The 21,033-nt window shown below is 69.8% G+C and carries 20 protein-coding genes; 7 read left to right on the top strand and 13 right to left on the bottom strand.

What is annotated here, in order from left to right; genetic code table 11:
• Positions 1-781 (bottom strand): APC family permease (locus RWR81_RS08655; RefSeq protein ID WP_314456863.1); only part of this gene is annotated, 781 nt, incomplete at its 3' end.
• Between the two features lie 91 nt (positions 782-872).
• On the opposite strand from RWR81_RS08655, the gene RWR81_RS08650 reads away from it, so the two are divergent.
• A complete protein-coding gene (locus tag RWR81_RS08650; RefSeq protein ID WP_314456866.1) occupies positions 873-1,496 on the top strand; it encodes a TrkA family potassium uptake protein in 624 nt (207 codons plus the stop codon).
• 3 nt (positions 1,497-1,499) lie between these two features.
• Positions 1,500-2,162: a TrkA family potassium uptake protein gene (locus tag RWR81_RS08645; RefSeq protein ID WP_314456861.1), complete on the top strand. Its 663-nt coding sequence runs from the start codon at positions 1,500-1,502 to the stop codon at positions 2,160-2,162.
• Positions 2,163-2,178: 16 nt separating this feature from the next.
• Here the strand turns inward: RWR81_RS08645 and RWR81_RS08640 are convergent, their stop codons facing one another.
• Genes RWR81_RS08640 through RWR81_RS08625 form a run of 4 tightly spaced genes read right to left on the bottom strand, consistent with a single transcriptional unit; the run spans position 2,179 to position 4,388 of the window.
• A complete protein-coding gene (locus RWR81_RS08640) occupies positions 2,179-2,952 on the bottom strand; it encodes a DUF3159 domain-containing protein (protein ID WP_314456859.1) in 774 nt (257 codons plus the stop codon).
• 33 nt (positions 2,953-2,985) lie between these two features.
• Positions 2,986-3,363, bottom strand: a complete 378-nt coding sequence (locus RWR81_RS08635) for an OB-fold nucleic acid binding domain-containing protein (protein ID WP_314456857.1) — start codon at positions 3,361-3,363, stop codon at positions 2,986-2,988.
• Positions 3,364-4,053, bottom strand: coding sequence for a DUF3710 domain-containing protein (locus tag RWR81_RS08630; RefSeq protein ID WP_314456855.1), 690 nt, complete (start codon positions 4,051-4,053; stop codon positions 3,364-3,366).
• 29 nt (positions 4,054-4,082) lie between these two features.
• Positions 4,083-4,388 carry a DUF4193 domain-containing protein gene (locus RWR81_RS08625; RefSeq protein WP_004565030.1) on the bottom strand — a complete coding sequence of 102 codons (306 nt, stop codon included), beginning with the start codon at positions 4,386-4,388 and terminating at the stop codon, positions 4,083-4,085.
• Between the two features lie 320 nt (positions 4,389-4,708).
• On the opposite strand from RWR81_RS08625, the gene sepH reads away from it, so the two are divergent.
• A complete protein-coding gene (gene sepH, locus RWR81_RS08620; RefSeq protein ID WP_314456853.1) occupies positions 4,709-6,199 on the top strand; it encodes a septation protein SepH in 1,491 nt (496 codons plus the stop codon).
• Between the two features lie 41 nt (positions 6,200-6,240).
• Here the strand turns inward: sepH and RWR81_RS08615 are convergent, their stop codons facing one another.
• Both RWR81_RS08615 and RWR81_RS08610 read right to left on the bottom strand, forming a co-directional pair.
• Positions 6,241-7,578 (bottom strand): alkaline phosphatase family protein, encoded by a 1,338-nt coding sequence (locus tag RWR81_RS08615; RefSeq protein WP_399498270.1) that lies wholly within the window; start codon positions 7,576-7,578, stop codon positions 6,241-6,243.
• A gap of 8 nt (positions 7,579-7,586) precedes the next feature.
• Positions 7,587-8,204 (bottom strand): DUF5998 family protein, encoded by a 618-nt coding sequence (locus RWR81_RS08610; protein ID WP_314456852.1) that lies wholly within the window; start codon positions 8,202-8,204, stop codon positions 7,587-7,589.
• Positions 8,205-8,364: 160 nt separating this feature from the next.
• On the opposite strand from RWR81_RS08610, the gene RWR81_RS08605 reads away from it, so the two are divergent.
• Positions 8,365-10,920 (top strand): DNA topoisomerase (ATP-hydrolyzing), encoded by a 2,556-nt coding sequence (locus RWR81_RS08605; protein WP_314456850.1) that lies wholly within the window; start codon positions 8,365-8,367, stop codon positions 10,918-10,920.
• A gap of 85 nt (positions 10,921-11,005) precedes the next feature.
• The gene (locus RWR81_RS08600; RefSeq protein ID WP_314456848.1) at positions 11,006-12,649 is read left to right on the top strand and encodes an amidohydrolase family protein; all 1,644 of its coding nucleotides are present in this window, start codon (positions 11,006-11,008) and stop codon (positions 12,647-12,649) included.
• A gap of 40 nt (positions 12,650-12,689) precedes the next feature.
• On the opposite strand, the gene RWR81_RS08595 is transcribed toward RWR81_RS08600, so the two are convergent.
• From RWR81_RS08595 to RWR81_RS08585, 3 genes are all read right to left on the bottom strand, one after another.
• Positions 12,690-13,742, bottom strand: a complete 1,053-nt coding sequence (locus tag RWR81_RS08595; RefSeq protein ID WP_314456846.1) for a GNAT family N-acetyltransferase — start codon at positions 13,740-13,742, stop codon at positions 12,690-12,692.
• A 128-nt stretch (positions 13,743-13,870) separates the two neighbouring features.
• Entirely contained in the window at positions 13,871-16,123 is a 2,253-nt protein-coding gene (locus tag RWR81_RS08590) for a DNA topoisomerase IV subunit B (protein WP_314456844.1), read from the bottom strand.
• Positions 16,124-16,233: 110 nt separating this feature from the next.
• A complete protein-coding gene (locus RWR81_RS08585) occupies positions 16,234-16,992 on the bottom strand; it encodes a hypothetical protein (RefSeq protein WP_314456843.1) in 759 nt (252 codons plus the stop codon).
• A gap of 181 nt (positions 16,993-17,173) precedes the next feature.
• Here RWR81_RS08585 and RWR81_RS08580 point away from each other — a divergent pair, with 181 nt between their 5' ends.
• Positions 17,174-17,446: a hypothetical protein gene (locus tag RWR81_RS08580; protein ID WP_314456841.1), complete on the top strand. Its 273-nt coding sequence runs from the start codon at positions 17,174-17,176 to the stop codon at positions 17,444-17,446.
• A gap of 202 nt (positions 17,447-17,648) precedes the next feature.
• On the top strand, positions 17,649-18,059 hold the full coding sequence (locus tag RWR81_RS08575) for a rhodanese-like domain-containing protein (RefSeq protein WP_314456839.1): 411 nt from the start codon (positions 17,649-17,651) through the stop codon (positions 18,057-18,059).
• A 55-nt stretch (positions 18,060-18,114) separates the two neighbouring features.
• Here RWR81_RS08575 and RWR81_RS08570 read toward each other — a convergent pair whose 3' ends face one another.
• The 3 genes from RWR81_RS08570 to RWR81_RS08560 all read right to left on the bottom strand — a co-directional run.
• Positions 18,115-19,017, bottom strand: a complete 903-nt coding sequence (locus RWR81_RS08570; protein ID WP_314456837.1) for an arginase family protein — start codon at positions 19,015-19,017, stop codon at positions 18,115-18,117.
• A 93-nt stretch (positions 19,018-19,110) separates the two neighbouring features.
• Positions 19,111-20,205: a trypsin-like peptidase domain-containing protein gene (locus tag RWR81_RS08565; protein ID WP_314456835.1), complete on the bottom strand. Its 1,095-nt coding sequence runs from the start codon at positions 20,203-20,205 to the stop codon at positions 19,111-19,113.
• 193 nt (positions 20,206-20,398) lie between these two features.
• Positions 20,399-21,033, bottom strand: a 635-nt coding sequence (locus RWR81_RS08560) for an RNA polymerase sigma factor (protein ID WP_314456833.1), incomplete at its 5' end; no start/stop codon positions are given.

Here is a 21,033-nt window from a genome sequence, read left to right as displayed (position 1 = left end):
CGTTGCGGGACTTGGGGCGCTGGAAGCTGGGGACGCCGTTGGAGATCGCCTCCACACCGGTCAGGGCCGCACAGCCCGAGGAGAAGGCCCGCAGGACCAGGAATCCGCCGGCCAGGCCGGTCAGGCCCTGCTCCCAGCCGGCATGGGTGACGACCTCGAAGCCGGCGGACTCGGCCCGCCCGAGCGTCCCGGTCAGCTCCTGGACGAGGCCGACAACGGCCATGACGCCGATCACACCCATGTACAGGTAGGTGGGGATGGCGAAGGCGCGACCCGACTCCCTCGAGCCGCGCATGTTGAGCACAGCCAGGACAGTGGCGACGGCGACAGATATCTCCACCTTGTAAGGGGCCAGGTAGGGGATGGCGGCCGCGAGATAGGCGGTGCCCGAGGACACCGAGACCGCCACCGTCAGGACGTAGTCGCTCAGCAGGGCCGAGGCCACCAGGAGGCCGGCGTGGGAACCGAGGTTGGCCGAGACCACCTCGTAGTCGCCGCCGCCCGACGGGTAGGCGTAGACGGTCTGACGGTAGGAGGCCACCACGACCACGAGAACGCCGACGACGGCCAGGGCGACCCACGGCGACAGGGAGGTGGCGGCGACTCCGGCCACGGCCAAGGTGATGAGCACCTCATCGGGGGCGTAGCCCACGGAGGACAGGGCGTCGGAGGCGAATACCGGAAGGGCGATCCTCTTGGGCAGGAGCGTCTCGCCCAGAGCTCCACTGGGGACGGGACGACCGACGAGAAGCCGCTTGATGCGGTCTGCGAAGTCACGCACGTCTCCAGATGTTACGTCCGAGGCCCCATACCGGAGTACCGTCCTCCTCGTGCACTTCGTCATCATGGGCTGTGGCCGCGTCGGAGCGTCCATGGCCGTCCAGCTCGACCGCATGGGGCACTCGGTGTCCGTCATCGACCGCTCCTCGGACTCATTCCGCCGCCTGCCCTCGGACTTCAACGGCCGTAAGGTCAAGGGGGTCGGCTTCGACCGCGACGCCCTGGAGCAGGCCGGCATCGACGAGGCCTACGCCTTCGTCGCGGTCTCCGACGGGGACAACTCGAACATCGTCGCGGCGCGCGTGGCCCGGGAGAGCTTCGGCGTGGACAACGTCGTGGCCCGTATCTACGACTCACGCCGGGCCGACGTCTATGAGCGTCTGGGCATCCCCACGGTCGCCACCGTGCGCCAGACGGCCGACCAGATGATGCGCCGAATCCTTCCCGGCTCCAGCGCCCGCGAACTCGAGGACCCCTCGGGAGCGGTCGCCCTCATCCAGCCCAGCGCCTCCCCGCAGTGGGTGGGAACCACGATCGGGGCGCTCGAGGAGCGCCTGCGGGTGCGCGTCGCCTGGATCTCGCGCGACGCCACCGCCCTGCTGCCCGAGGCCGCCACCGTCATCCAGGAGCACGACCGCCTGCACCTGGCGGTGAGCACCGACCGCATCGGCCAGGTGCGCCGGGCCCTGTCACACGCCCCGACCCAGGAGGCCTGAGCCATGCAGATCGTGATCGCCGGAGCCGGATCCGTGGGCCGTTCCATCGCCCGCGAGCTCATCAGCCACGGCCATGAGGTCACACTCGTCGACCGCTCCGCAGAGGCCATGCGAATCGCCTCGGTCCCGGAGGCCGACTGGCAGCTGGCCGACGCCTGCGACATCGACGCCCTGGAGCGCGCCGGAGCCGAGACCTGCGACGTCATCGTCGCCGCCACCGGGGACGACAAGGCCAACCTGGTCATCTCCCTGCTGGCCAAGACCGAGTACGGGGTGCCCCGCACCGTGGCCCGCGTCAACAACCCCAAGAGCGAGTGGCTCTTCGATGAGACCTGGGGGGTGGACGTGGCAGTGTCGACCCCGCGCTTCATGACGGCCCTGGTGGAGGAGGCCGTCAGCGTGGGCAGCCTGGTGAGCATCTTCCACTTCCACCAGTCGGGCGCCTCGATGCACGAGCTGACCCTGCCGGAGGACTCACCGGTGATCGGCGAGCTCGTCTCCGATATCGAGCTGCCGCCCCACACGGTGCTGGCGGCGATCCTGCGCGACTACCGCCCCATCACACCGGACCGCGACGAGCGCTTCGAACGCGGGGACGAGCTCATCTTCCTCACGGCGCGCGAGGGCGAGTCCAGCCTGGAGGAGCTGCCCCTCATCTTCACGTAGATCCGGGCAGCCCGAGCTACCGGGCGGTACGCCCCTCGGCCTGAGCGATCCGGCCGGGGGCGACCAGCAACCAGATGAACCACAGGGTCAGGGCGTACAGAGGCACGCCCAGGATGAGGCGAGCGGCTCCCAGGTAGGACACTGCCTGCTCGCCGGCCAGGTAGAGGGGCACCTCGACGACGAGCCTCAGGGCGAACATCAGCGTCAGGACCCAGGTGCCCGCGTGGTAGCGGAACTTCACGCCGCGCAGGGCAGGGTCGGTGCGCCAGGACGAGGGGCGCACGGCAGGATCGTCATCGGTGCTCTTCGGCTCCCCGTCACCGTCCGGGTCCTCACTGCGGTCCGACCTCCGTCCCGACTCGTCGGTGACCCGGTGCCACAGAGTCATGAGTGCCCCCACGATCGGCCAGCCGACGAGCAGGGAGACCAGGCAGGCGACCAGCCAGGCCGCGTTGATCATGAGACCGGTGGCATAGAAGTTGGAGGCCTCACCGCTGCGCCAGGCCCACAGGGCCGAGACGAGGACCAGCACGATCCCGCCCAGGACCTGGGCCGGCGACTGACGCTGGACCAGGCGGGCCACGAGGCCCACGGCGCTGACGCTCAAGGAGGCGAGCAGGGCCGGCACCAGGGCCGTGGGCCGCACCGCCATGACCACAACGAAGACGAGAGTGGGCACCACGGACTCGACAATGCCGCGCCATCCTCCCACGGCGGCCATGACGTCGAAGCGCTCGGAGTCGATCGCCCCCAGGCCTGTACGGACGGAATCAGTGGAACGACTGCTCATCGTGGATCCTTCCCGGTGGGTTGCTGCCGGCTGCTACTGCCCCGGCCCAAGCAGCTGATAGGCGGGGTTGTGGATCTGCAGGCGCTGGGCGCCGTCGGCGGCCCGTCCCTCAGCCACCAGGTGGGCGCCCGGGGCGATGCCGGCGATGCGTCGTCGCCCCCACCACACCAGGTCGATGCTGCCGGTGCCGTCGTAAAGCTGCCCGACGAGAACTGGCTTGTCCTGGCTGGGGCGGTATGTGACCGCCCTCAGGACACCGGAGACGCGGGTCCGCTGACGCGATGCCAGAGTCCCGATCGGATCAGTGCCCCGCAGGCTGGCGGAGCGCTCCTCGTCCTGGGCCTCGAGGTGCTCACGGCTGGTGCGAAGCAACTTGGACAGCCGCGTGAGGGGGGCGGGCAGCGTCGGCATCTAGCGCACTTCGGCGATGGTCGGGCCAGGAGCCAGCGGGTCGATGCCGGGTAGGTCCTCGGCCTCAGGACCGGCCACGGCTCCGGGGGCGTGCAGTGGCAGGATCTCACGAGGCGGACGGGCCTGGCCGTCGCGGACAACGACGATGCCGCGCAGCACCTCCCGCAGCGCCTGAGCCGACTGCTCCGACGAGGCGGCGTGCCCTTGAAGGACGCCTCGCAAGAACCAGCGGGGCCCGTCGATTCCCAGGAAGCGGATCGTGCCGGTCGTCGTCGTGCCGTCGGGACCGCGCATGGGCAGGTGGGCGACCAGCTCAGTGCCGTACTCCCCGTGGCTCTCCTCGTAGCGGGCGCCGTTCCCGGCGAGCTCCTTGGCGATGTCACTGCGCAGCTCGTCCCAGATGCCGGCGGTTCGCGGGGCGGCGAAGGCCCTCAGCTCAAGCGCCGATCCTCCCAGCGCGAGGACGACGGCCGTGATGGTGCCGTCGGGTGCCTGCTCCATTCGCAGCTGCATACCGTCGACAGCCGGGACCTGCAACGCACCCAGGTCGATGCGGGGCACGTCCTCCTGAGCCTCGGGCAGCTCATGCAGATCCCAGGGACCGGAGGCGCCGTGCCCGGCGTCACGCTCGAGAGCGGGCTCGTGGGTTTTGGTGGATGCGTCATCTCTGCGGCGCGAGAACAGTCCCATGGGATTCTCCTGAGTGGGTTACGGCGCCGTCAGCCGGCGCAGTCGGCGCACACCGGCAGGCCGGTCGCCTCGTCGACGAAGGCCAGCTGGCTGCGGTGGTGGACGAGGAAGCACTCCGAGCAGGTGAACTCGTCCTCGAGCTGAGGCACGACGTGAACGCTCAGCTCCTCGCGGGACAGGTCTGCTCCGGGCAGCTCAAACCCCTCGGCCGCCTCATTCTCATCCTCCTCGATCGCGGCCGAGGACTGGTCCTTCTGCCTGGAGGTCAGCTCCTCGATGGAATCGGCCTCGGGCTCGTCATCATTCTTGCGCGGGGCGTCGTAGTCGGTCGCCATGGCCTCGTCACTCTTTCCTGTCGACGGCTCTCGGGTGGCCTCCGGAGACGGCGGCCGAGCCGCGTACCGGCGCTGGCGTGGTGACGATGACCGACGCATCCGTCCCGAAAAGGCACGCGCACAATAGCACCGACAGACGGCCCGTCAAGCCAAATCGCCCGACAAGAGGACACAGTTCGCTTGCAGTGTGCTCAATTGTGCTCGACCCGACTGTCTTCTCACGCGCTTCACACGTGGCACACCGCTGAGCCTCCCACGGCTCGACGCATGCAGATGGCAGGCTGTGAGACACAGTGGAGCGTATCGTGCTGACATTTGGGATGAAGGAGGCACCACCCATGGTCGAACTCGAGCTGCTGGGTGCCAACGGTGACACGATTGTCATGACGGACGAGGACGGCGAGCGCTACAGCATTGTCGTCGACGATGCTCTGCGCGCCGCGGTGCGACGTGACCGCGGCGCGATCGTCCCCCCTGCGGGGACCACGACTGAGGGACCGGCGCCCCTGCGCCCCCGCCAGCTCCAGGCCTACATGCGCGCCGGCGCCACCGCTGCTGAGGTCGCGATCAGTACCGGCATGGACGTGGAGCACGTGCGCCGTTTCGAGGGACCGGTGCTCGCAGAGCGCCAGTGGGCCGTCTCGCAGGCCCAAACCTGCCGTATCGGCTGGGAGAAGGACTCCCCACTGCTCGGTGAGCTGGTGGTGGACCGGCTGGCCACTCGCGGTGTCGACCCCTCCAGCCTGGAGTGGGACGCGCTGCGCGAGGGCCGCGACCCTTGGCTCATCATGGTGACCTTTGTGCAGTCCGCCGAGGAGAAGCAGGCCCGCTGGTCGCTGGACCTGACGGCCCGGGCGGTCCACGCTCTGGATGATGAGGCGCGCTGGCTCACGGAGGCGGGAGCCGGCGTCAAGCGCCCGGCGGTCTTCGATCAGGACTCGGAGGCTCCTGGCGCCTCGGCCACTGCGCCGTCGGCCCAATCCGGGCACTCCGCCGCCGCGGGCCCGTCCGGCACCGGCACGACACCGGCCGCCTCCGCTCCGGCCACGCCCTCTGGGGAGCCGACCGGCCTGGCCGTCGAGGTGCCCGCTGGGATGCTGCCCGTGCGGGAGTACGCCCGCCCCACCGGCGGTGCCATGTCCCCGGATGACACCGATGCACTGCTGGCCGACCTGGCCTCCAGCCGGGGTCGACGCGTCGAGGTCGAGGTCCCGCGTGATGACGAGATGGCTGGTCTTCCCGGGCAGGGACAGAGCGACGAGGACGCCTTCACCGACCCGCACGGCATCGACTACACCAGCAGTCCTGACAGTCCCGAGGTCCCCTCTCCCCCGACTCGGAGGATCGAGGCGCGCCGCACCGAGACCCGAACGGAAGCCGGCAGCGAGGCGGTCGAGGAGCCCTTGGAGCAGGCCGCGGGGCTGAGCGCGCAGGTCTACTCCATGTCGGAGCGCCGGCGTCGCCACGCCAACAACCACCCGGCCGGGACCAGGCTGGTGACGGCCTCCAGTGCTGCATCGGCCGCGCCGTCCGCCCCGAGCCCCGCCTCCGGGCGCGTACCGGTGGGCCGGCAGGCACCGGTGGGCACGGACAGCCCCACCGAGCCGGTACCGGAGATCCTCATGCCCTCTCGCTCCGAAGTCATGGCCAAGGCCTCTCCCGATCCGTCGGACGCCTCGACTGCGGGCACCCAGGAGACGCTTCCCGACATGCCTAGGACGGCTCCTCCGGCCAAGAAGAGGTCGCGTCGCCGCTCGCGCCGCTCCGTACCCTCCTGGGACGAGATCGTCTTCGGCGCCAAGCCCGAGTAATTGAGCACCCAGGCCTTCGCCCGTCGGCCCCGCCGAGCCTTTCAGACCTCGGTGATGAGCAACGGCACTTCGGTCTCGGCCGGCGTGAAGGAGCCGTGGACGCCGGGCATGGCGATCGCGGACTCGGAGTGAACCCTGGGGTCCACGAGCACCCAGGTTCCGTCCATCGCCACGACGACGTCGCCGACGACTCCGCGCGCCCGAGGACTGAGAGCACCCAAGTGCTCGGCGGCCTGCTCGCGAGTGCCGACCCAGGCCGCCCGCTCCGCCAGGACATGGCGGTAGCGGTGCGCCACCTCGTCGGCCAGGTCCGCGTCACCGTCGGCGACGTGCAGGTGCGTCAGGCGGGGCTCGCCGGCCACGGCGACGACGTCGCGCACAAGCTCACGGTGGGCGGTCAGGTCGATGCGGTGGTCGGCGTCGGTGTCGACCATCCCGTGGTCGGCGCTCAGGACGATCCGGGTGCCTGCGGGGACGCGGCGGACCAGATCGGCCATGGCGGCGTCGAGGCGCTCGAGCTGGGCCAACCACTGAGCACTGAGCCAACCGTGCTTGTGACCGGTTTTGTCCAGCTCGCCGACGTAGAGGTAGACCAGGGGAACACCTCGACGCAGTGCGCCGGCGGCCAGAGCGGGCCGGTCCTCCATACGGTCGGCCGCCAGGTGCGAGGCGCCTCGCAGGGCCGCCTCGGTCAGGCCGGAGCCGGCGAAGCGGGCCGGTCCGATGCTCACCGCGCTCCCAGTGGGGACGCGCTCGAAGATCGTGGGCACGTCCTGCCAGGCCCGAGGGTTGGGGGCATCATCACCCTTCCAGGTGATGAGACTGAGGAGCTGGGCGGGGCCGGGCACGGTGGCGGCGGGAAGGACGGGCCCCAGGCCGGTACGAAGCACCGAGTAGCCGACCATTCCGGTGGTGCCGGGCAGGGCGGAGGTTCCCAGCATGGTCAGGGCGGAGGCCGTCGTCGAGGGACGACAGGTGAGGATCCCGGGGTCTTCGCCGCTCTTGGCGCCACCGTCGCCCGACGCCCGCCATCGGCGCAGGGTGGGGGTGTGACCACGCCGTTGACGAAGCATCTCCAGTCCCAGCCCGTCCACAAGGACGACGACGGTTCCAGGGGCCCGACCACGAGCGCCGTCGGAGCCGCAGGCCGGCTCGATCCCCCAGCTGCGGGCGACGCAACGGGCCCGGGAGTCGGTGACGAGCGAGGCACGCAGAGGGGCGTCGACCACGTCGTCATCAACGTCGCTGCCGATGTCGCTGAGGGCAAGTCCGGCGCTGACCGCTCCGACCGCCAGGACGTAGCGGAGCGCCGGATCCGGCACGGGGACCCGGGGCTCCGTCGCACGATCCGTGGCGGAGGGATCGGGGCTGCTCGTCACGGGCCCGGTCACGAGGCGGCGTGGGCCGTCATCCGTGAGAGCCGACCGGCGAAGGCCTCGGCCCGTGCCAGAGCGGCCGCGCCCTCGACACCGGCGGCGACGCGGATGACGATGTCGTCGGGCACGGAGACACCGGTCATGCCATGGTCGGCCTGGCAGTCGGGGTCGCCGCAGGTGGCCGGCTCCATGTCGATGCGCCGCACCGACCCCCAGGAGACCGCGATGGTCATCTCAGTCAGGGTACCGCCGTCCTGGGCGGGATCGGACACGCCCCGGGTCAGGGCCATGGAGCGGATACGGCTGAGCGGGACGGCCTCACTGGTGGCCAGGGCGCCAGGGCTGCCGTCCTGTCGGGGTGCGTCGTCGACGTGCACGATGATGAGGCGGGTGGCGGTCAGGGACAGGACGGTCAGGTGCCGGTGGACGGCCTCAGCGAAAGTGGTCTCGGCCTGGACCATGCCGGAGACGATCTCCTCCTCGCCCGCGGCCAGACGGAGCGTGTCGAGCACCAGCTCGGGGTAGTAGCCGGCGAGCTCCACCTGCTGCGCCAGCTCGGCGGCCGCGTCCTGCGGTGCCTCGGAAGGGGCAGGGCCGGTGACCGAGTTCTGGCGCGAGTGGGTCGTCATGGGCGCCATTGTGCCACCGCCGTCGGATACCGGAAGGCTCCTTCCGCTGCCGCCCACCCGTCACCCGCCTGCAGCCCGGCCATTACGGGCGGGCGCGTCTGACCTGTCACGCCCGGGTGTCGTGGTTTCCTTTCAGCCCGATTCCGCAGACAATGCGCCCATGCCGAAGTCCGCCTCCCCCCAGGCTCCTCCCCCCACCGACGGGGAGATCGTCGATCTTGACCTGTCCACGGAGATGCGCACCAGCTTCCTGGAGTACGCCTACTCCGTCATCTACGCGCGCGCCCTGCCGGACGCCCGCGACGGACTCAAGCCGGTTCAGCGCCGCATCCTGTTCCAGATGGACCGCATGGGGCTGCGCCCCGACCGCCCGCACGTGAAATCCTCCAGGGTCGTGGGCGACGTCATGGGCCGGCTCCACCCCCACGGCGACACCGCGATCTACGAGGCGCTGGTGCGCCTGGCCCAGCCCTTCACGATGCGTCTGCCGCTCATTGACGGGCACGGCAACTTCGGCTCCCTGGACGATGGCCCGGCGGCCCCCCGCTACACCGAGGCGCGCCTGGCCGCCCCGGCGCTGGCACTGACGGCTGACCTGGATGAGGACACTGTCGACTTCAACCCCAACTACGACTACACGCTCACCGAGCCCGAGGTCCTGCCCGCGGCCTTCCCGAATCTGCTGGTCAACGGCGCGGCCGGTATCGCGGTGGGCATGGCCACGAACATGCCGCCGCACAATCTCGTGGAGGTGGTGGCGGCCGCCCGGCACCTCCTGACCCACCCGGAGGCGAATCTGGAGGACCTCATGGCCTTCGTGCCGGGTCCCGACCTACCCGCAGGGGGCATGATCGTGGGCCTGGACGGGATCCGGGAGGCCTACCGCACCGGGCGGGGCAAGTTCCTCACGCGCGCCACCGCCCACGTGGAGGCGGTCTCGCCGCGCCGCAAGGGCATCGTGGTCACCGAGCTGCCCTACATGGTGGGACCGGAGAAGATCATCGCCCGGATCAAGGAGGCGGTCGGCGCCAAGAAGCTCCAGGGCATCACCGACGTCGCCGACCTCACCGACCGCAGGCACGGCACCCGCCTGGTCATCAGCGTCAAGAACGGCTACAACCCCGAGGCCGTCCTGGCCCAGCTCTACAAGCACACACCGCTGGAGGACTCCTTCGGCATCAACAACGTCTCCCTCGTGGACGGCCAGCCCCACACCCTGGGGCTGCGCGAGCTGCTGGAGGTGTTCGTGCGCCACCGTCTCACGGTGGTCACCCGGCGCACCCGGTTCCGCCTGGGCAAGCGCCGCGAGCGCGCCCACCTGGTGGACGGACTGCTCATCGCCATCCTCGACATCGACGAGGTCATCGCCGTCATCCGCTCCTCCGACGACGCCGCCACGGCGCGCACGCGGCTCATGCAGGTCTTCGACCTCACTGAGCCGCAGGCCGGCTACATCCTCGAGCTCCAGCTGCGCCGGCTCACGAAGTTCTCGGTGATCGAGCTGGAGAAGGAGCGCGATGAGCTGGCCCGGGAGATCGAGGCCCTGGAGGCGATCCTGGCCGATGACGTCCTGCTGCGACGCGTGGTCTCCCGCGAGCTGGCAGCCGTGGCCGAGCAGTTCGGCACCCCGCGGCGCACGGTACTGATGGAGGCATCCGGTGAGCGCGTGACATCCTCGGCAGGTGGCCCGGTGGCTTCGGACGACGCCTCAGGGACCGCCGGCTCCGGCGCGACGGCGAAGCGGGCCGGTGCGTCCGCTCAGCCGATGACGCTCATGCCGAGCTCATCCCCGGTTCCGCTCACCGTCCCTGACGACCCGTGCCGGGTGATGCTGTCCGCCACTGGTCTGGTGGCGCGCACCCCCGGCGCGGAGCCGGTCGCCCGCACCGGTGGGCGCCGGCCCCATGACGCCCTGGCCTCCCAGGTGGCGACCACGGCACGGGGGCGGATCGGCGCGGTCACCGACACCGGGCGACTGGTGCTGCTCGACGTCGTCTCCACCTCAGAGGTGCCCCGCACCGATGGCGCTCCGGGGCTGGCCGGTGCGACTCCGGTTCGCCAGCTGGTGGACATCGAGCCGGAGGAGAAGGTGGTGGGGCTGGTCCCGGTGGGCTCGACCGAGCACGCACCGATCGTCCTGGCCACGGCCGAGGGCGTCATCAAACGGGTCAAGCCCGGCGATGAGCCGAGGAACGCCGAGAGCTGGGAGGTCATCTCCCTGTCCGACGACGACCGGGTGGTCTTCGCCGGCACGGCAGCCGACACGGACTTCCTGGCCATGGTGACCTCTGACGCCCAGCTGCTGCGGTTCCCGGCCGCCAAGGTGCGCCCGCAGGGCCGGGGAGCCGGTGGTATGGCGGGGATCTCGCTGCGCGAGGGCGCCCGGGTCATCGCCGGTGCGGCGGTTCCCGAGGATCTTCTGGCCGAGGCCGTGGTGGTGACGGTGGCAGGGTCCGAGGGCTCGCTGCCGGGCACCGGCGGCGGCAGTGTCAAGGTGACCCCGTTGGACCGCTACCCGGCCAAGGGACGGGCCACGGGCGGGGTTCGCTCCCACCGCTTCCTGCGCGGTGAGGATGAGCTCGTGGCCGCCTGGGTGGGCGTGGCCCCGCCGCGGGCGCTGCGCGAGGGGGGAAAGCCGGTTCCGCTGCCCGAGGCCGATGAGCGGCGCGACGGCTCCGGCTCGCCGCTGCCGGCCCCTATCATCGGCATCGGCTGAGCAGGTCGCCGCAGCGGCGGGTCGTACCGGGGCGCAATGTCTCCGATACCGCCTGTGGTCAGCCCGGTTGTGCCTAAAGTGGCCCATGGCTGATCAACCGTCCACAGACCTGATCATCAGGGACGCTCGTATCGTCCCCTTCCGTTCCCGCACCGAGCTGGGCGGGCTCCGCCGTGGCGACCGGGGCCCGGGCTCATTGGACGTGCCGCCCCGCCCGGGTGAGCCCGTCGACGTGCGTGTGACGGGTGGTCGCGTCGTCGAGGTGGGGCGGGGGCTGAGTGCTCCTGGGGTACCGGTCTTTCAGGCCGATGGCTCCTTCCTCATCCCCGGTCTGTGGGACGCCCACGCCCACCTGGACATGGAGGCGGCGCGCTCGGCTCGCATCGACACGCTGGCCTCCCGCAGCGCCGAGGAGGCCCTGGAGCTAGTGGCCCAGGAACTGCGGGACCTGCCGGCGGGTTCGCGGCCCACCACGATCCAGGGCTTCGGGCACCGCCTGTCCAACTGGCCCCGTCTCCCCACCGTGGCCGAGCTCGACGCCGTCACCGGTGAGATCCCCACGCTGCTCATCTCCGGGGACGTGCACTCCGGGTGGCTGAACTCGGCGGCGCTGCGCATCTTCGGTCTGCCGCAGGCCAGCGCCCAGGAGCCGGGGACACCGATGAAGGAGGACCCGTGGTTCGCCCTGCTGGACCGCCTCGATGAGGTCCCGGGCACGCGCGAGCTGCGCGAGTCCGGCTACCGGCAGGTCCTGGCCGACATGCTGGCCCGGGGCATCACCGGCGTGGTCGACATGAGCTGGTCGGAGGACCCCGACGACTGGCCGCGGCGCCTGCAGGCCATGGCGGCCCAGGGCGCCCTTCCTGCGGTGCTGCCCCGCATCCGGGTCGCGGTCTACCGCGACAAGCTGGAGCGCTGGATCGCCCGGGGCCTGCGCACCGGGGTCGAGCTGCCGGGCTCGCCACGCCTGGCCGACGGCTCCCCGGTACTGCTTCAGGGACCGCTCAAGGTGATCGCCGACGGGTCGATGGGCTCGGGCAGCGCACACATGTGCGAGCCCTACCCGGCCGAGCTGGGCCTGGAGCACTCCTGCGGCGTGGTCAATATCTATCGGGCCGAGCTCACCGACCTCATGGCCCGGGGCGCCCGGCAGGGTTACGAGATGGCCATCCACGCCATCGGGGACGCGGCCGTCGACGACGTCGCCGCCGCCTTCGCGCTCTCCGGAGCCGTCGGGCGTCTGGAGCACGCCCAGCTGCTGCCCGCCGACGCCCTCGACGAGCCCGACGGGGCGCTCAGGCGCCTCGTGGGGTGCGGCGTCGAGCTGTCTGTTCAACCGGCCCACCTCATTGATGACTGGGCAGCCGTGAGCCGGGTGTGGCCAGGTCTGGAGGGGCGCACCTACGCATTCGCGGACATGGTGGCCGGCGGGGCTCTGCTGGAGCTGGGATCGGATGCGCCGGTGGCGCCCTTGGACCCGTGGCTGGCGATGGCGGCGGCGGTGGGGCGCAAGACGCCGGACGGCTCGGTGTGGTCACCGGATCAGCGACTGACGGCCGAGGAGGCCCTGGCGGCCAGTGTCAACGGAGCCGGCCCGGTGGCGGAGGGCTCTCAGGCTGATCTGGTGCTCCTGGCCGAGGACCCCCTGCGCCTCGGGGCCGAGGAGCTGGCGCGGGTGCGTCCCCTGGCCACCATGGTGGCCGGAGCCGTGGCCCAGCAGCGCACCTGAGCGGTCTTCGAGCCGTCACAGGCACTCGCCGGGTGCCTGCTCAGACGTCGAGGGCGTAGAGGATGGTGCCGCGGGTGGGCTCGTAGCCCAGGGACTCGTACAGGTCGACGGCGCCGCCGGGATTGTCGGTGTCGACGCCGGCGGCGGCGTACTCCATGCCGTCGGCCGCGTAGGCGCGCATGGCGGCCACCAGCAGCGCGGGCCCGATCCGACGGTGGCGGTAATCGCTCAAGACCCCCAGCACGTCCGTGTAGCCCTCGCGCCAGCCCAGGGCCTCCCAGTCCTGCTCGTAGCGGCCCGAGCGCAGGTACCCGGCCACACGGGCCCGGTCCCCGGAGCGGTCCATGGCCACGAAGCTCCACTGGGGAGCGAAGTAGGCACTGCCCGCGGCCCAGTCCTCGGGGGTGACGTTCTCCGCCTCCCAGGTCTCAGCCATGGCCCGGTTGTAGGCACGGCGGACGTCATCGTCGATCTCGGGGGTCCACGGGTCGATGGTGATGAAGCCGTCCAGGTCCACCTCGGGGATATCGTCACCGAGGAAGCGGCGCACCTCCCGGTACCAGCGCATCGGCTCAAAACCCATGTCCTTGAGGTGCCCCTGCATGCGCTCATCGTCCTCCAGGACGGTGGTGACCACGTGCGCAGGAATCTGGGCGACGCTCCTGCCAGGGACGGAACCGGCCCGCTCGGCGCCCACGAGGTGGCGGGCCCGCTCGGCCTGCCAGTGCAGGAGGGCTCGACCGATGCCGCGCTTGCGTACGGCCGGGTCCACGGTACCGGTCATGGAGGCGTAGATCTCGCCGGCCGGACGCAGCCGCACCAGGCCGAAGGCGCGCATGACACCGTCGGCGTCGCGACCGGCGACCCCGGAGTAAGTGGGGTCGAGGAAGTACTCGGCCGTCTCCTGCTCGCTGGTGCGGTAAGGCGGGTTGTCGACATCCTCTGCCCGAGCGATGAGCGCGGCCAGCTCATGGTTGTCCTCCGGGCCCAGAGGCCGCCAGGACAGCTCCCGCGACAGGGACGAACGGGGCCCCGGGCGCAAGATGGGCCACGGTGAGGATCCCGCCCGGCGGATACCGTAACCGGGTGCCATAGCGCACCTCCCTCATGAGGACGAAGAATGACGATCAGTCAGCGAACAACGCGCCCCGACCTCTGGCGGGCCGCGACACGAGGGTTACTGACCCTACCTGAAGGAGCGGCCGAGACCTGACGCGATGGTCAGGCGTCGATGCGCTCGCGATCAACGTCACGGGCGCCCTCGACGATGAAGTCGCGGCGGGGCTCGACCGAGGAGCCCATGAGGAGCTCGAAGACGGACTCGGCCTCCATGACCTGGGCCTCGTCCCCCAGTGTGATGCGCCGCAAGGTGCGGTGCTGGGGCTCCATGGTGGTCTCGGCGAGCTGATGGGCGTCCATCTCCCCCAGGCCCTTGTAACGCTGGGGCTCCTTGAAGCTGCGGCCCGCGCGCTCCAGACGGCGCAGGGTGGTGACGAGCTCGTCGTCGGAGTAGGTGTAAATGATCTCCTTCTTGCGCCGCCCCGAGCCGGAGACCTCGATGCGGTGCAGGGGCGGGACGGCGGCGAAGACCCGGCCCGCCTCGATCATGGGGCGCATGTAGCGGAAGAAGAGGGTCAGCAGGAGGGTGCGGATGTGGGCGCCGTCGACGTCGGCATCGGTCATGAGGATGACCTTGCCGTAGCGGGCGGCCTCCAGGTCGAAGGTGCGTCCGCTGCCGGCGCCGACCACCTGGATGATGGCCGAGCACTCGACATTGCGCAGCATGTCGGCCTGGGAGGCCTTCTGCACGTTGAGGATCTTTCCGCGGATCGGCAGGAGCGCCTGGAACTCGGAATCTCGGGCGTTCTTGGCGGTGCCCAGGGCGGAGTCGCCCTCGACGATGAACAGCTCGGAGGCGGCGACGTCGTCACTGCGGCAGTCGGCGAGCTTGGCCGGCAGGGAGGAGGTCTCCAGGGCTGTCTTGCGGCGGGTGATCTCCTTGTGCAGCCGGGCCGAGACGCGGGCGCGCATCTCGCCGACGATCTTCTCCTCCAAGGCGCGCGCCTGAGTCTTGAGGTCCCGCTTGGAGGAGGTCAGCAGGGCGGTGAGCTCGCGCTCGACCACCTTGGAGACGATCTGGCGCACGGGGCCGGTGCCGAGCACCTCCTTGGTCTGTCCCTCGAACTGGGGCTCGGGCACGCGCACGGTGATGACGGCCGTCAGGCCCGCCATGATGTCGTCCTTCTCGACCCGGCCGTCCTTGGAGGTGATCTTCAGGGCACGGGAGTCGGCCTCGATGCGCTTGCGCAGCACTTTGGTGAGGGCCTGCTCGAATCCGGTCAGGTGGGTGCCGCCCATGGGGGTGGCGATGATGTTGACGAAGGAGCGCTCGGTGGTCTCGTAGCCGATCCCCCAGCGCAGGGCGACGTCGACGGTGCAGGTGCGCTCGACCTCCACGGGCCGCAGGTGCCCGCTGGCGCGGTCGAGCTGCTGGACGGTCTCGGTGTAGGTGCCCTGTCCGGTGAGGCGGAAGGTGTCGGTGACCGAGCCGTCGGAGGCCAGGAAGTCGACGAAGTCGGCTGTGCCGCCCAGGGCCTGGAAGACCTCGACGCCCTCGTCGACGCCGGTGTCGAACAGGTCACCGCGGTTCTCGGTGGCGTTCTTGGCGGCCGCCCGCAGGGTGACCTCGTGGACGGCGTCGTCGGTCTCGCCGGCGTCGGCGGCGGGCGTGCTGGAGGCCGCGATGGCCTCGGCCTCGGGGCGCCTGTCCTCCAGGCGCAGGGTGAGTCCGGGCACGAGGAAGCTGGTCTGGCGCAGCCGGGCACGCAGGGCCGCGGCGTCGTACTCGGTGGGTTTGGGGAAGATCTGGGGGTCGGCCCAGTATCGCACGCGGGTGCCGGTCACGCCGCGGCGCACCTTGCCGATGACGCGCAGCTCGGAGGCCTTGGTGAACTCGGTGAAGGGAGAGGAGGGGCTGCGTCCGGCGGAGTCGTCGAAGATGCCGGGCTCGCCGCGGTGGAAGCTCATGGCATAGGTCTTGCCGCCGCGGTCGACCTCGACGTCCATGCGCTCGGCCAGGGCGTTGACGACGGAGGCGCCCACGCCGTGCAGACCGCCGGCGGCGCCGTAGGAGCCGCCGCCGAACTTCCCGCCGGCGTGAAGCTTGGTGTAGACGAGCTCGACGCCGGTCAAGCCGGAGGAGGGCTCGATGTCCACGGGCACTCCGCGCCCGTTGTCGCGCACCTCGATGGAGCCGTCGTCGTGGACGGTCACCGAGATGTCATCGCCGTGCCCCTCAAGGGCCTCGTCGACGGCGTTGTCGACGATCTCCCACACGCAGTGCATGAGACCGCGCTGGTCGGTGGAGCCGATGTACATTCCCGGGCGCTTGCGCACGGCCTCGAGCCCCTCCAGGACGGAGAGGTGGCGGGCGGAGTAGTCGCCCCGGCTGGTCTTGTTCTCGGATGAGGGCACGCTGGGAATCTAGCCGATCAGCGCCGCCCGCGCCTCGCGCCCCGCCACGGGGGCAGTGTGTGGCGTCCTACGTCAAGCGACCGACGGACCGCCCGAGACCGCAGGGGCGTTCACTTGAGCGGGAGGGCGGGAGCCACCCGGGCGCTGGCGATCCCGCGGTTCGTCTTGCCCAGCCGGAGGCGCACCCGCTTCTTGAGCACGGTGCCCGAAACGGCCCGTCCGTCGACCAGCCCCTCGGCCGGGAAGAGGGTGAAGGTCCACCGCTCGGCGTAGTCGGAGTCGGGAACGAGACCGGGCGGGCACTGCAGCAGGCGGGCGCCCCAGACCTGGCGGGTCATGAGGGTGCGGGTGTCAACGCCGTCGACCTCGAAGCGCTCCGCCGAGGCGGCGGTGACGTCCTCGTAGCTTCCCGCCGAGATCCCGTACTGACCGACGACGCCGGCCAGCACCATCCAACCGTCCCGGCACAGTGTGAACCCGGCGAGGTCGGCGAGGTCGGAGCCCTCCCCCAGAGCCGGGTCGACGAGGTCCTCGACCAGATCGGGCAGCTGGCCGCAGCGGATATCAGGCTCCACGGCACCACGGGTGTCGAATCGGTCCGCTGCGGGAATTGCCAGCAGCCCGTAGTCGACGTCGTCGGCGAAGCGGAAGGAGGCGAAGTGCTCACGCAAGCGAGCCACCACCCGCTCGGCCCGAGTCCATCGGCCACCGGAGCCCTCTCCGACCCCCTCATCCATGCACTCGGCCACCACCTGGGCCGGTGGTCGCAGGCCCACGGCGTCGAGCATCCTGCGGAGGGCTGTGTTGGTCGCCCAGCCCGAGCGTTCCAGGCGCGAGATCTCATGATCCCGGAACTCCTGCACCGACATCTACGGCTGCTCCTCTCCACCTCTGCCCGTATATTGTCCATCACAACACCTCCAGCATTCGTCCGATCGATCGATTCTGGGGTGAGGTGCGCCATGACCATGGTGCGCCGTGAGCGAAAGCGCGTGCGCCTCAGGCGGAAACGGTGCTTTCGGACGGTTGGAGCGCCTCAGACGTGGTGCAATGCGGTCCATGAGCACACCCGGAACCTCGACCGCCGCTCAGGCGGTGACCACCCTGGATGAGCAGACCACTTCTGCCGCCGACTCCTCCGAGCGCCCGCTGACCACGGCCGACCGCTGCGACGTCTGCGACGCGCGGGCCTACGTCCGAGTCGTCATGCTGACCGGAGAGCTCTTCTTCTGCGCTCACCACGCCCGCCGGCACGGAGAGAAGCTCAAGGAGGTCGCCCTGCTCTTCCAGGACGAGACCGCGAGCCTGACTGCCGGCAACTGACGTGGAGATTGTCACTGAAATTCACCCTACCGTTCGATGAATATCACTGCCGGTTCCCACCGGAACCCGTTTATCCTCGTTCTTGAGGCCCTGCCCCTGTTCCCGCCCCGAGTCTCCCGGCACAGAGCCTTACGCTGATCCAGCAGCACACCCGTTGCCATTCAGGCTCGACGAAGCCGTGTGACTCTTGAAGGAACCGTCTGTGAAACGCCCCATCCGCGTCCTGGCCCTCTCCGCCCTGCTCGTCTCCTGCGGCGCACTGGCACTGACCGGCTGCTCAGGATCCTCCGGATCCAGTGCCTCAGCCTCGACGCACACCACCCCGGCCGACGCGAAGGCGACCGGCCCCGTCGTCATCATCGACCTGCGATCGGCTGAGGAGTACAAGAAGGGGCACCTGGAGGGCGCCGTCAACTACGACTTCTCCTCGGGTGACTTCTCCACCCAGATCTCAGGGCTGGACCGCAACTCCCAGTATCAGATCTACGGCACCGGCGACCAGCCCAAGATGGCCGACGCCGTCATGCGCAACGCCGGCTTCCCCAGCGTCACCGCCCTGGGGACCATCGACGCGGCCGAGAACACCACCGGCGCCAAGATCGTTACAGACTGACACCGAACTCCCCAGCGCCCGACTCGAATGGGTCTTGCGGGCTTTGTCCGCTCGCTCACAGAAGCGGCAGCCCTTCCAGGAGGTGGGTGAGGGCGACGACCTGCCGGGGCACGTACTCAGCGATCGTCAGTCCGACGACGTCGGTCGTCTGACCCAGGTCCTTGACCACGCGGTTGGTCTGGGCAACGCTCAGACCACCACGGTCGTAGCCCAGCCCCAGACGGACCTCATCGGCATCTACGGTGTCGACGTCCAGGTGGACGGCCACGCGGCTGCACCCAGTTGCCTCCAGCCATCTCAGCAGGGGCGTCGTCGAGTCACGCAGATCGGCCGGACTGAAGGCGTGCAGCCCCCACCTGGCGATGTTCGGGTAGTCGTCCTCGGTCCAGGAGTGCAGGCCCGCCAGGGCCACTCGGGTCGGAGAGACGAAGGCCGCCAGCTCCTCCATCACCTCGGCGTCACCGTTACCGATGATGCGGGAGACCGCCATGGCGTGGTAGCCGGGATACTGGGAGTGCGAGGTGCCGATGTCAGGGTGGGAGTCGATCCAGACGACGGCCAGATCGTCTCCGTAACGGGCGGCGAGCTCGGTGAAGGGGACGACGGAGACGGCGCAGTCCCTGCCCAGGGTGAGGACCCTGGGGGCGTCGTGCCGGGCGATCGCCTCGCGGGCATCACGGATCCCGGCCAGGATCTGGGCGCGTGACTCCATGCCGTTGGTGACGAGCACCTCCTCGCCGGTGGGCTCATCGCTGACGGGGACGATCTCCGTGGGACCGGCGTGCTCGGGCAGGAGCGCCGTCAGCACCCGGGTACCCAGCGCGTAGACGCGCCGCGCCTCCCCGTAGGGCAGCTCGGGCAGCAGGCTCCGCACCGAGGACTCCCCCGCCCCCTGCCACTGGGGCCAGACGAGGCGGAGGGTGTCGGACTGGGCGAGGGCGGTGCGTGCGTGAACCATTTCAGTGCTCCCGAGCGAAGACGTCTCCCAGCCCCCAGTCTACGAGCCCGACCTGTATACGGTGACACCACCTGGCTCGGTGCCGGAGACGATTCAGTCCCCGGCGGTCGCATCCAGCATGGTCTTGACAGCCTCGGTGAAGTAGGGTCCGCGGTTCGCACCGCCCAAGGGCCGCCACAGCGAGGTCACCGACCGCACGTAGCCGAGTTCAGTGGCCTCGTCATAGCGATAGAGCCAGGGTCCTCCCGAAGCCCCCATACCGAAGTCGCACCCCTCGACTCTCACCTTGTCCTCCGACCGCTCCGTGGTCCTGACACAGGAGTAGACGCTGCCACGGCCGTCCGGGGTCGTCTTGTTGGTGGGATATCCGAAGATCGTGGCACGGAAGACGTGACTGCCTCCCCACGCCAGCCCATAGCCACCCACGACGTCGACAACAGGTTTGTTCGCATCTCCGCCGTTGTTGAGCGTCACGTAGGCGACGTCGCTGCTGTAGTCAGTCTGATCGGCTCGCCAACTGTTAAAGGTGCGTATCGACCGGACCGTCCATACTCCCACCGGGTCCGGGTCGGCCTGGGCACGGTCGTAGTCGGGGACGAAGACCGCATCCTTCGCCCATCCTTCCTCGGAGCTGTAGACGCAGTGGGCCGCAGTGATGATCACGCTCTTGGACGGAGTATTGAGGACCGAGGCACTGCAGTAGGCGTTGCCGGCCTCGTAGCCGTTGAAGAACAGCTTCCCCATGGTCCTGGCAGGCGGGGCTGCGCCCCCGTCGGCAGCCGGGGCGACGGGCTCGGTCATTCCGGCCGGATCGGTCGAGCTGGAACTGCTGCCATCGACGTCGGCGACCACCGGCTGCTCCTGAGCGGGCTCATCGGCGACGTCGGCGTCCAGGGGCCTGGCCGCCGCCATGCGCTCGCGCGTCCAGTAGCTCAGGACATCCTGGTCGGCCTCATGAGTCACCTCGACGGCCGGCTGCTCCTCAGGGATCGGCTCAGCGCTCCTGCCGAAGCTGGTGGGTGCGGTCACCGCCGTCGAGGAGGCGCTAGGTACCACTCCGCCATCTTGCGCGGACTCGGTCGCACCAGCCGACGTGGTGAGCAGGGACGACAGAGTCAGTCCCACCATCATCAGCACAAGGACCGCACCGACACTTATTCTTCTGCGACGAAGAGCACCGTTCTTCATTGATCCGCTCCCGATACGACGGAGTTATTACGGTTTTATCAGCAGCGGTAACCTATCATTACTTCTGCTCACCTCGCTCATCCACTCCTTGGGAAGCAGACGACGACGTCGACCCCGGAACCATGACGGTTCAGGGCCGACGTCATTGACATGAGCGGGCCGGTGGCGCTCCTTGCCCGTCCAGTGAGTCCGCTCAGTCCAGGTAGTCGCGCAGGACCTGACTGCGCGAGGGGTGGCGCAGCTTGGACATGGTCTTGGACTCGATCTGGCGGATGCGCTCTCGGGTGACCCCGTAGACCTTACCGATCTCATCGAGGGTCTTGGGTTGACCATCGGTCAGACCGAAGCGCATGGAGACCACACCGGCCTCGCGCTCCGAGAGGGTGTCCAGCACGGCGTGGAGCTGCTCCTGGAGGAGGGTGAAACTCACCGCGTCAGCCGGGACCACGGCCTCGGAGTCCTCAATGAGGTCACCGAACTCGGAGTCACCGTCCTCACCCAGCGGCGTGTGCAGGGAGATCGGCTCGCGCCCGTACTTCTGGACCTCCACCACCTTCTCCGGAGTCATGTCCAGCTCAACGGCCAGCTCCTCCGGGGTGGGCTCACGCCCCAGGTCCTGGAGCATCTGGCGCTGCACGCGGGCGAGCTTGTTGATGACCTCAACCATGTGCACCGGGATACGGATGGTACGGGCCTGGTCCGCCATCGCACGGGTAATGGCCTGGCGGATCCACCAAGTGGCGTAGGTGGAGAACTTGAAGCCCTTGGTGTAATCGAACTTCTCCACGGCGCGGATGAGGCCCAGGTTGCCCTCCTGGATGAGGTCCA

Source organism: uncultured Actinomyces sp., assembly GCF_963526355.1.
Classification (GTDB): domain Bacteria; phylum Actinomycetota; class Actinomycetes; order Actinomycetales; family Actinomycetaceae; genus Actinomyces.
The sequence above is the reverse complement of the archived record's forward strand: the minus strand, read 5'-3'. Positions and strand labels throughout refer to the sequence as shown.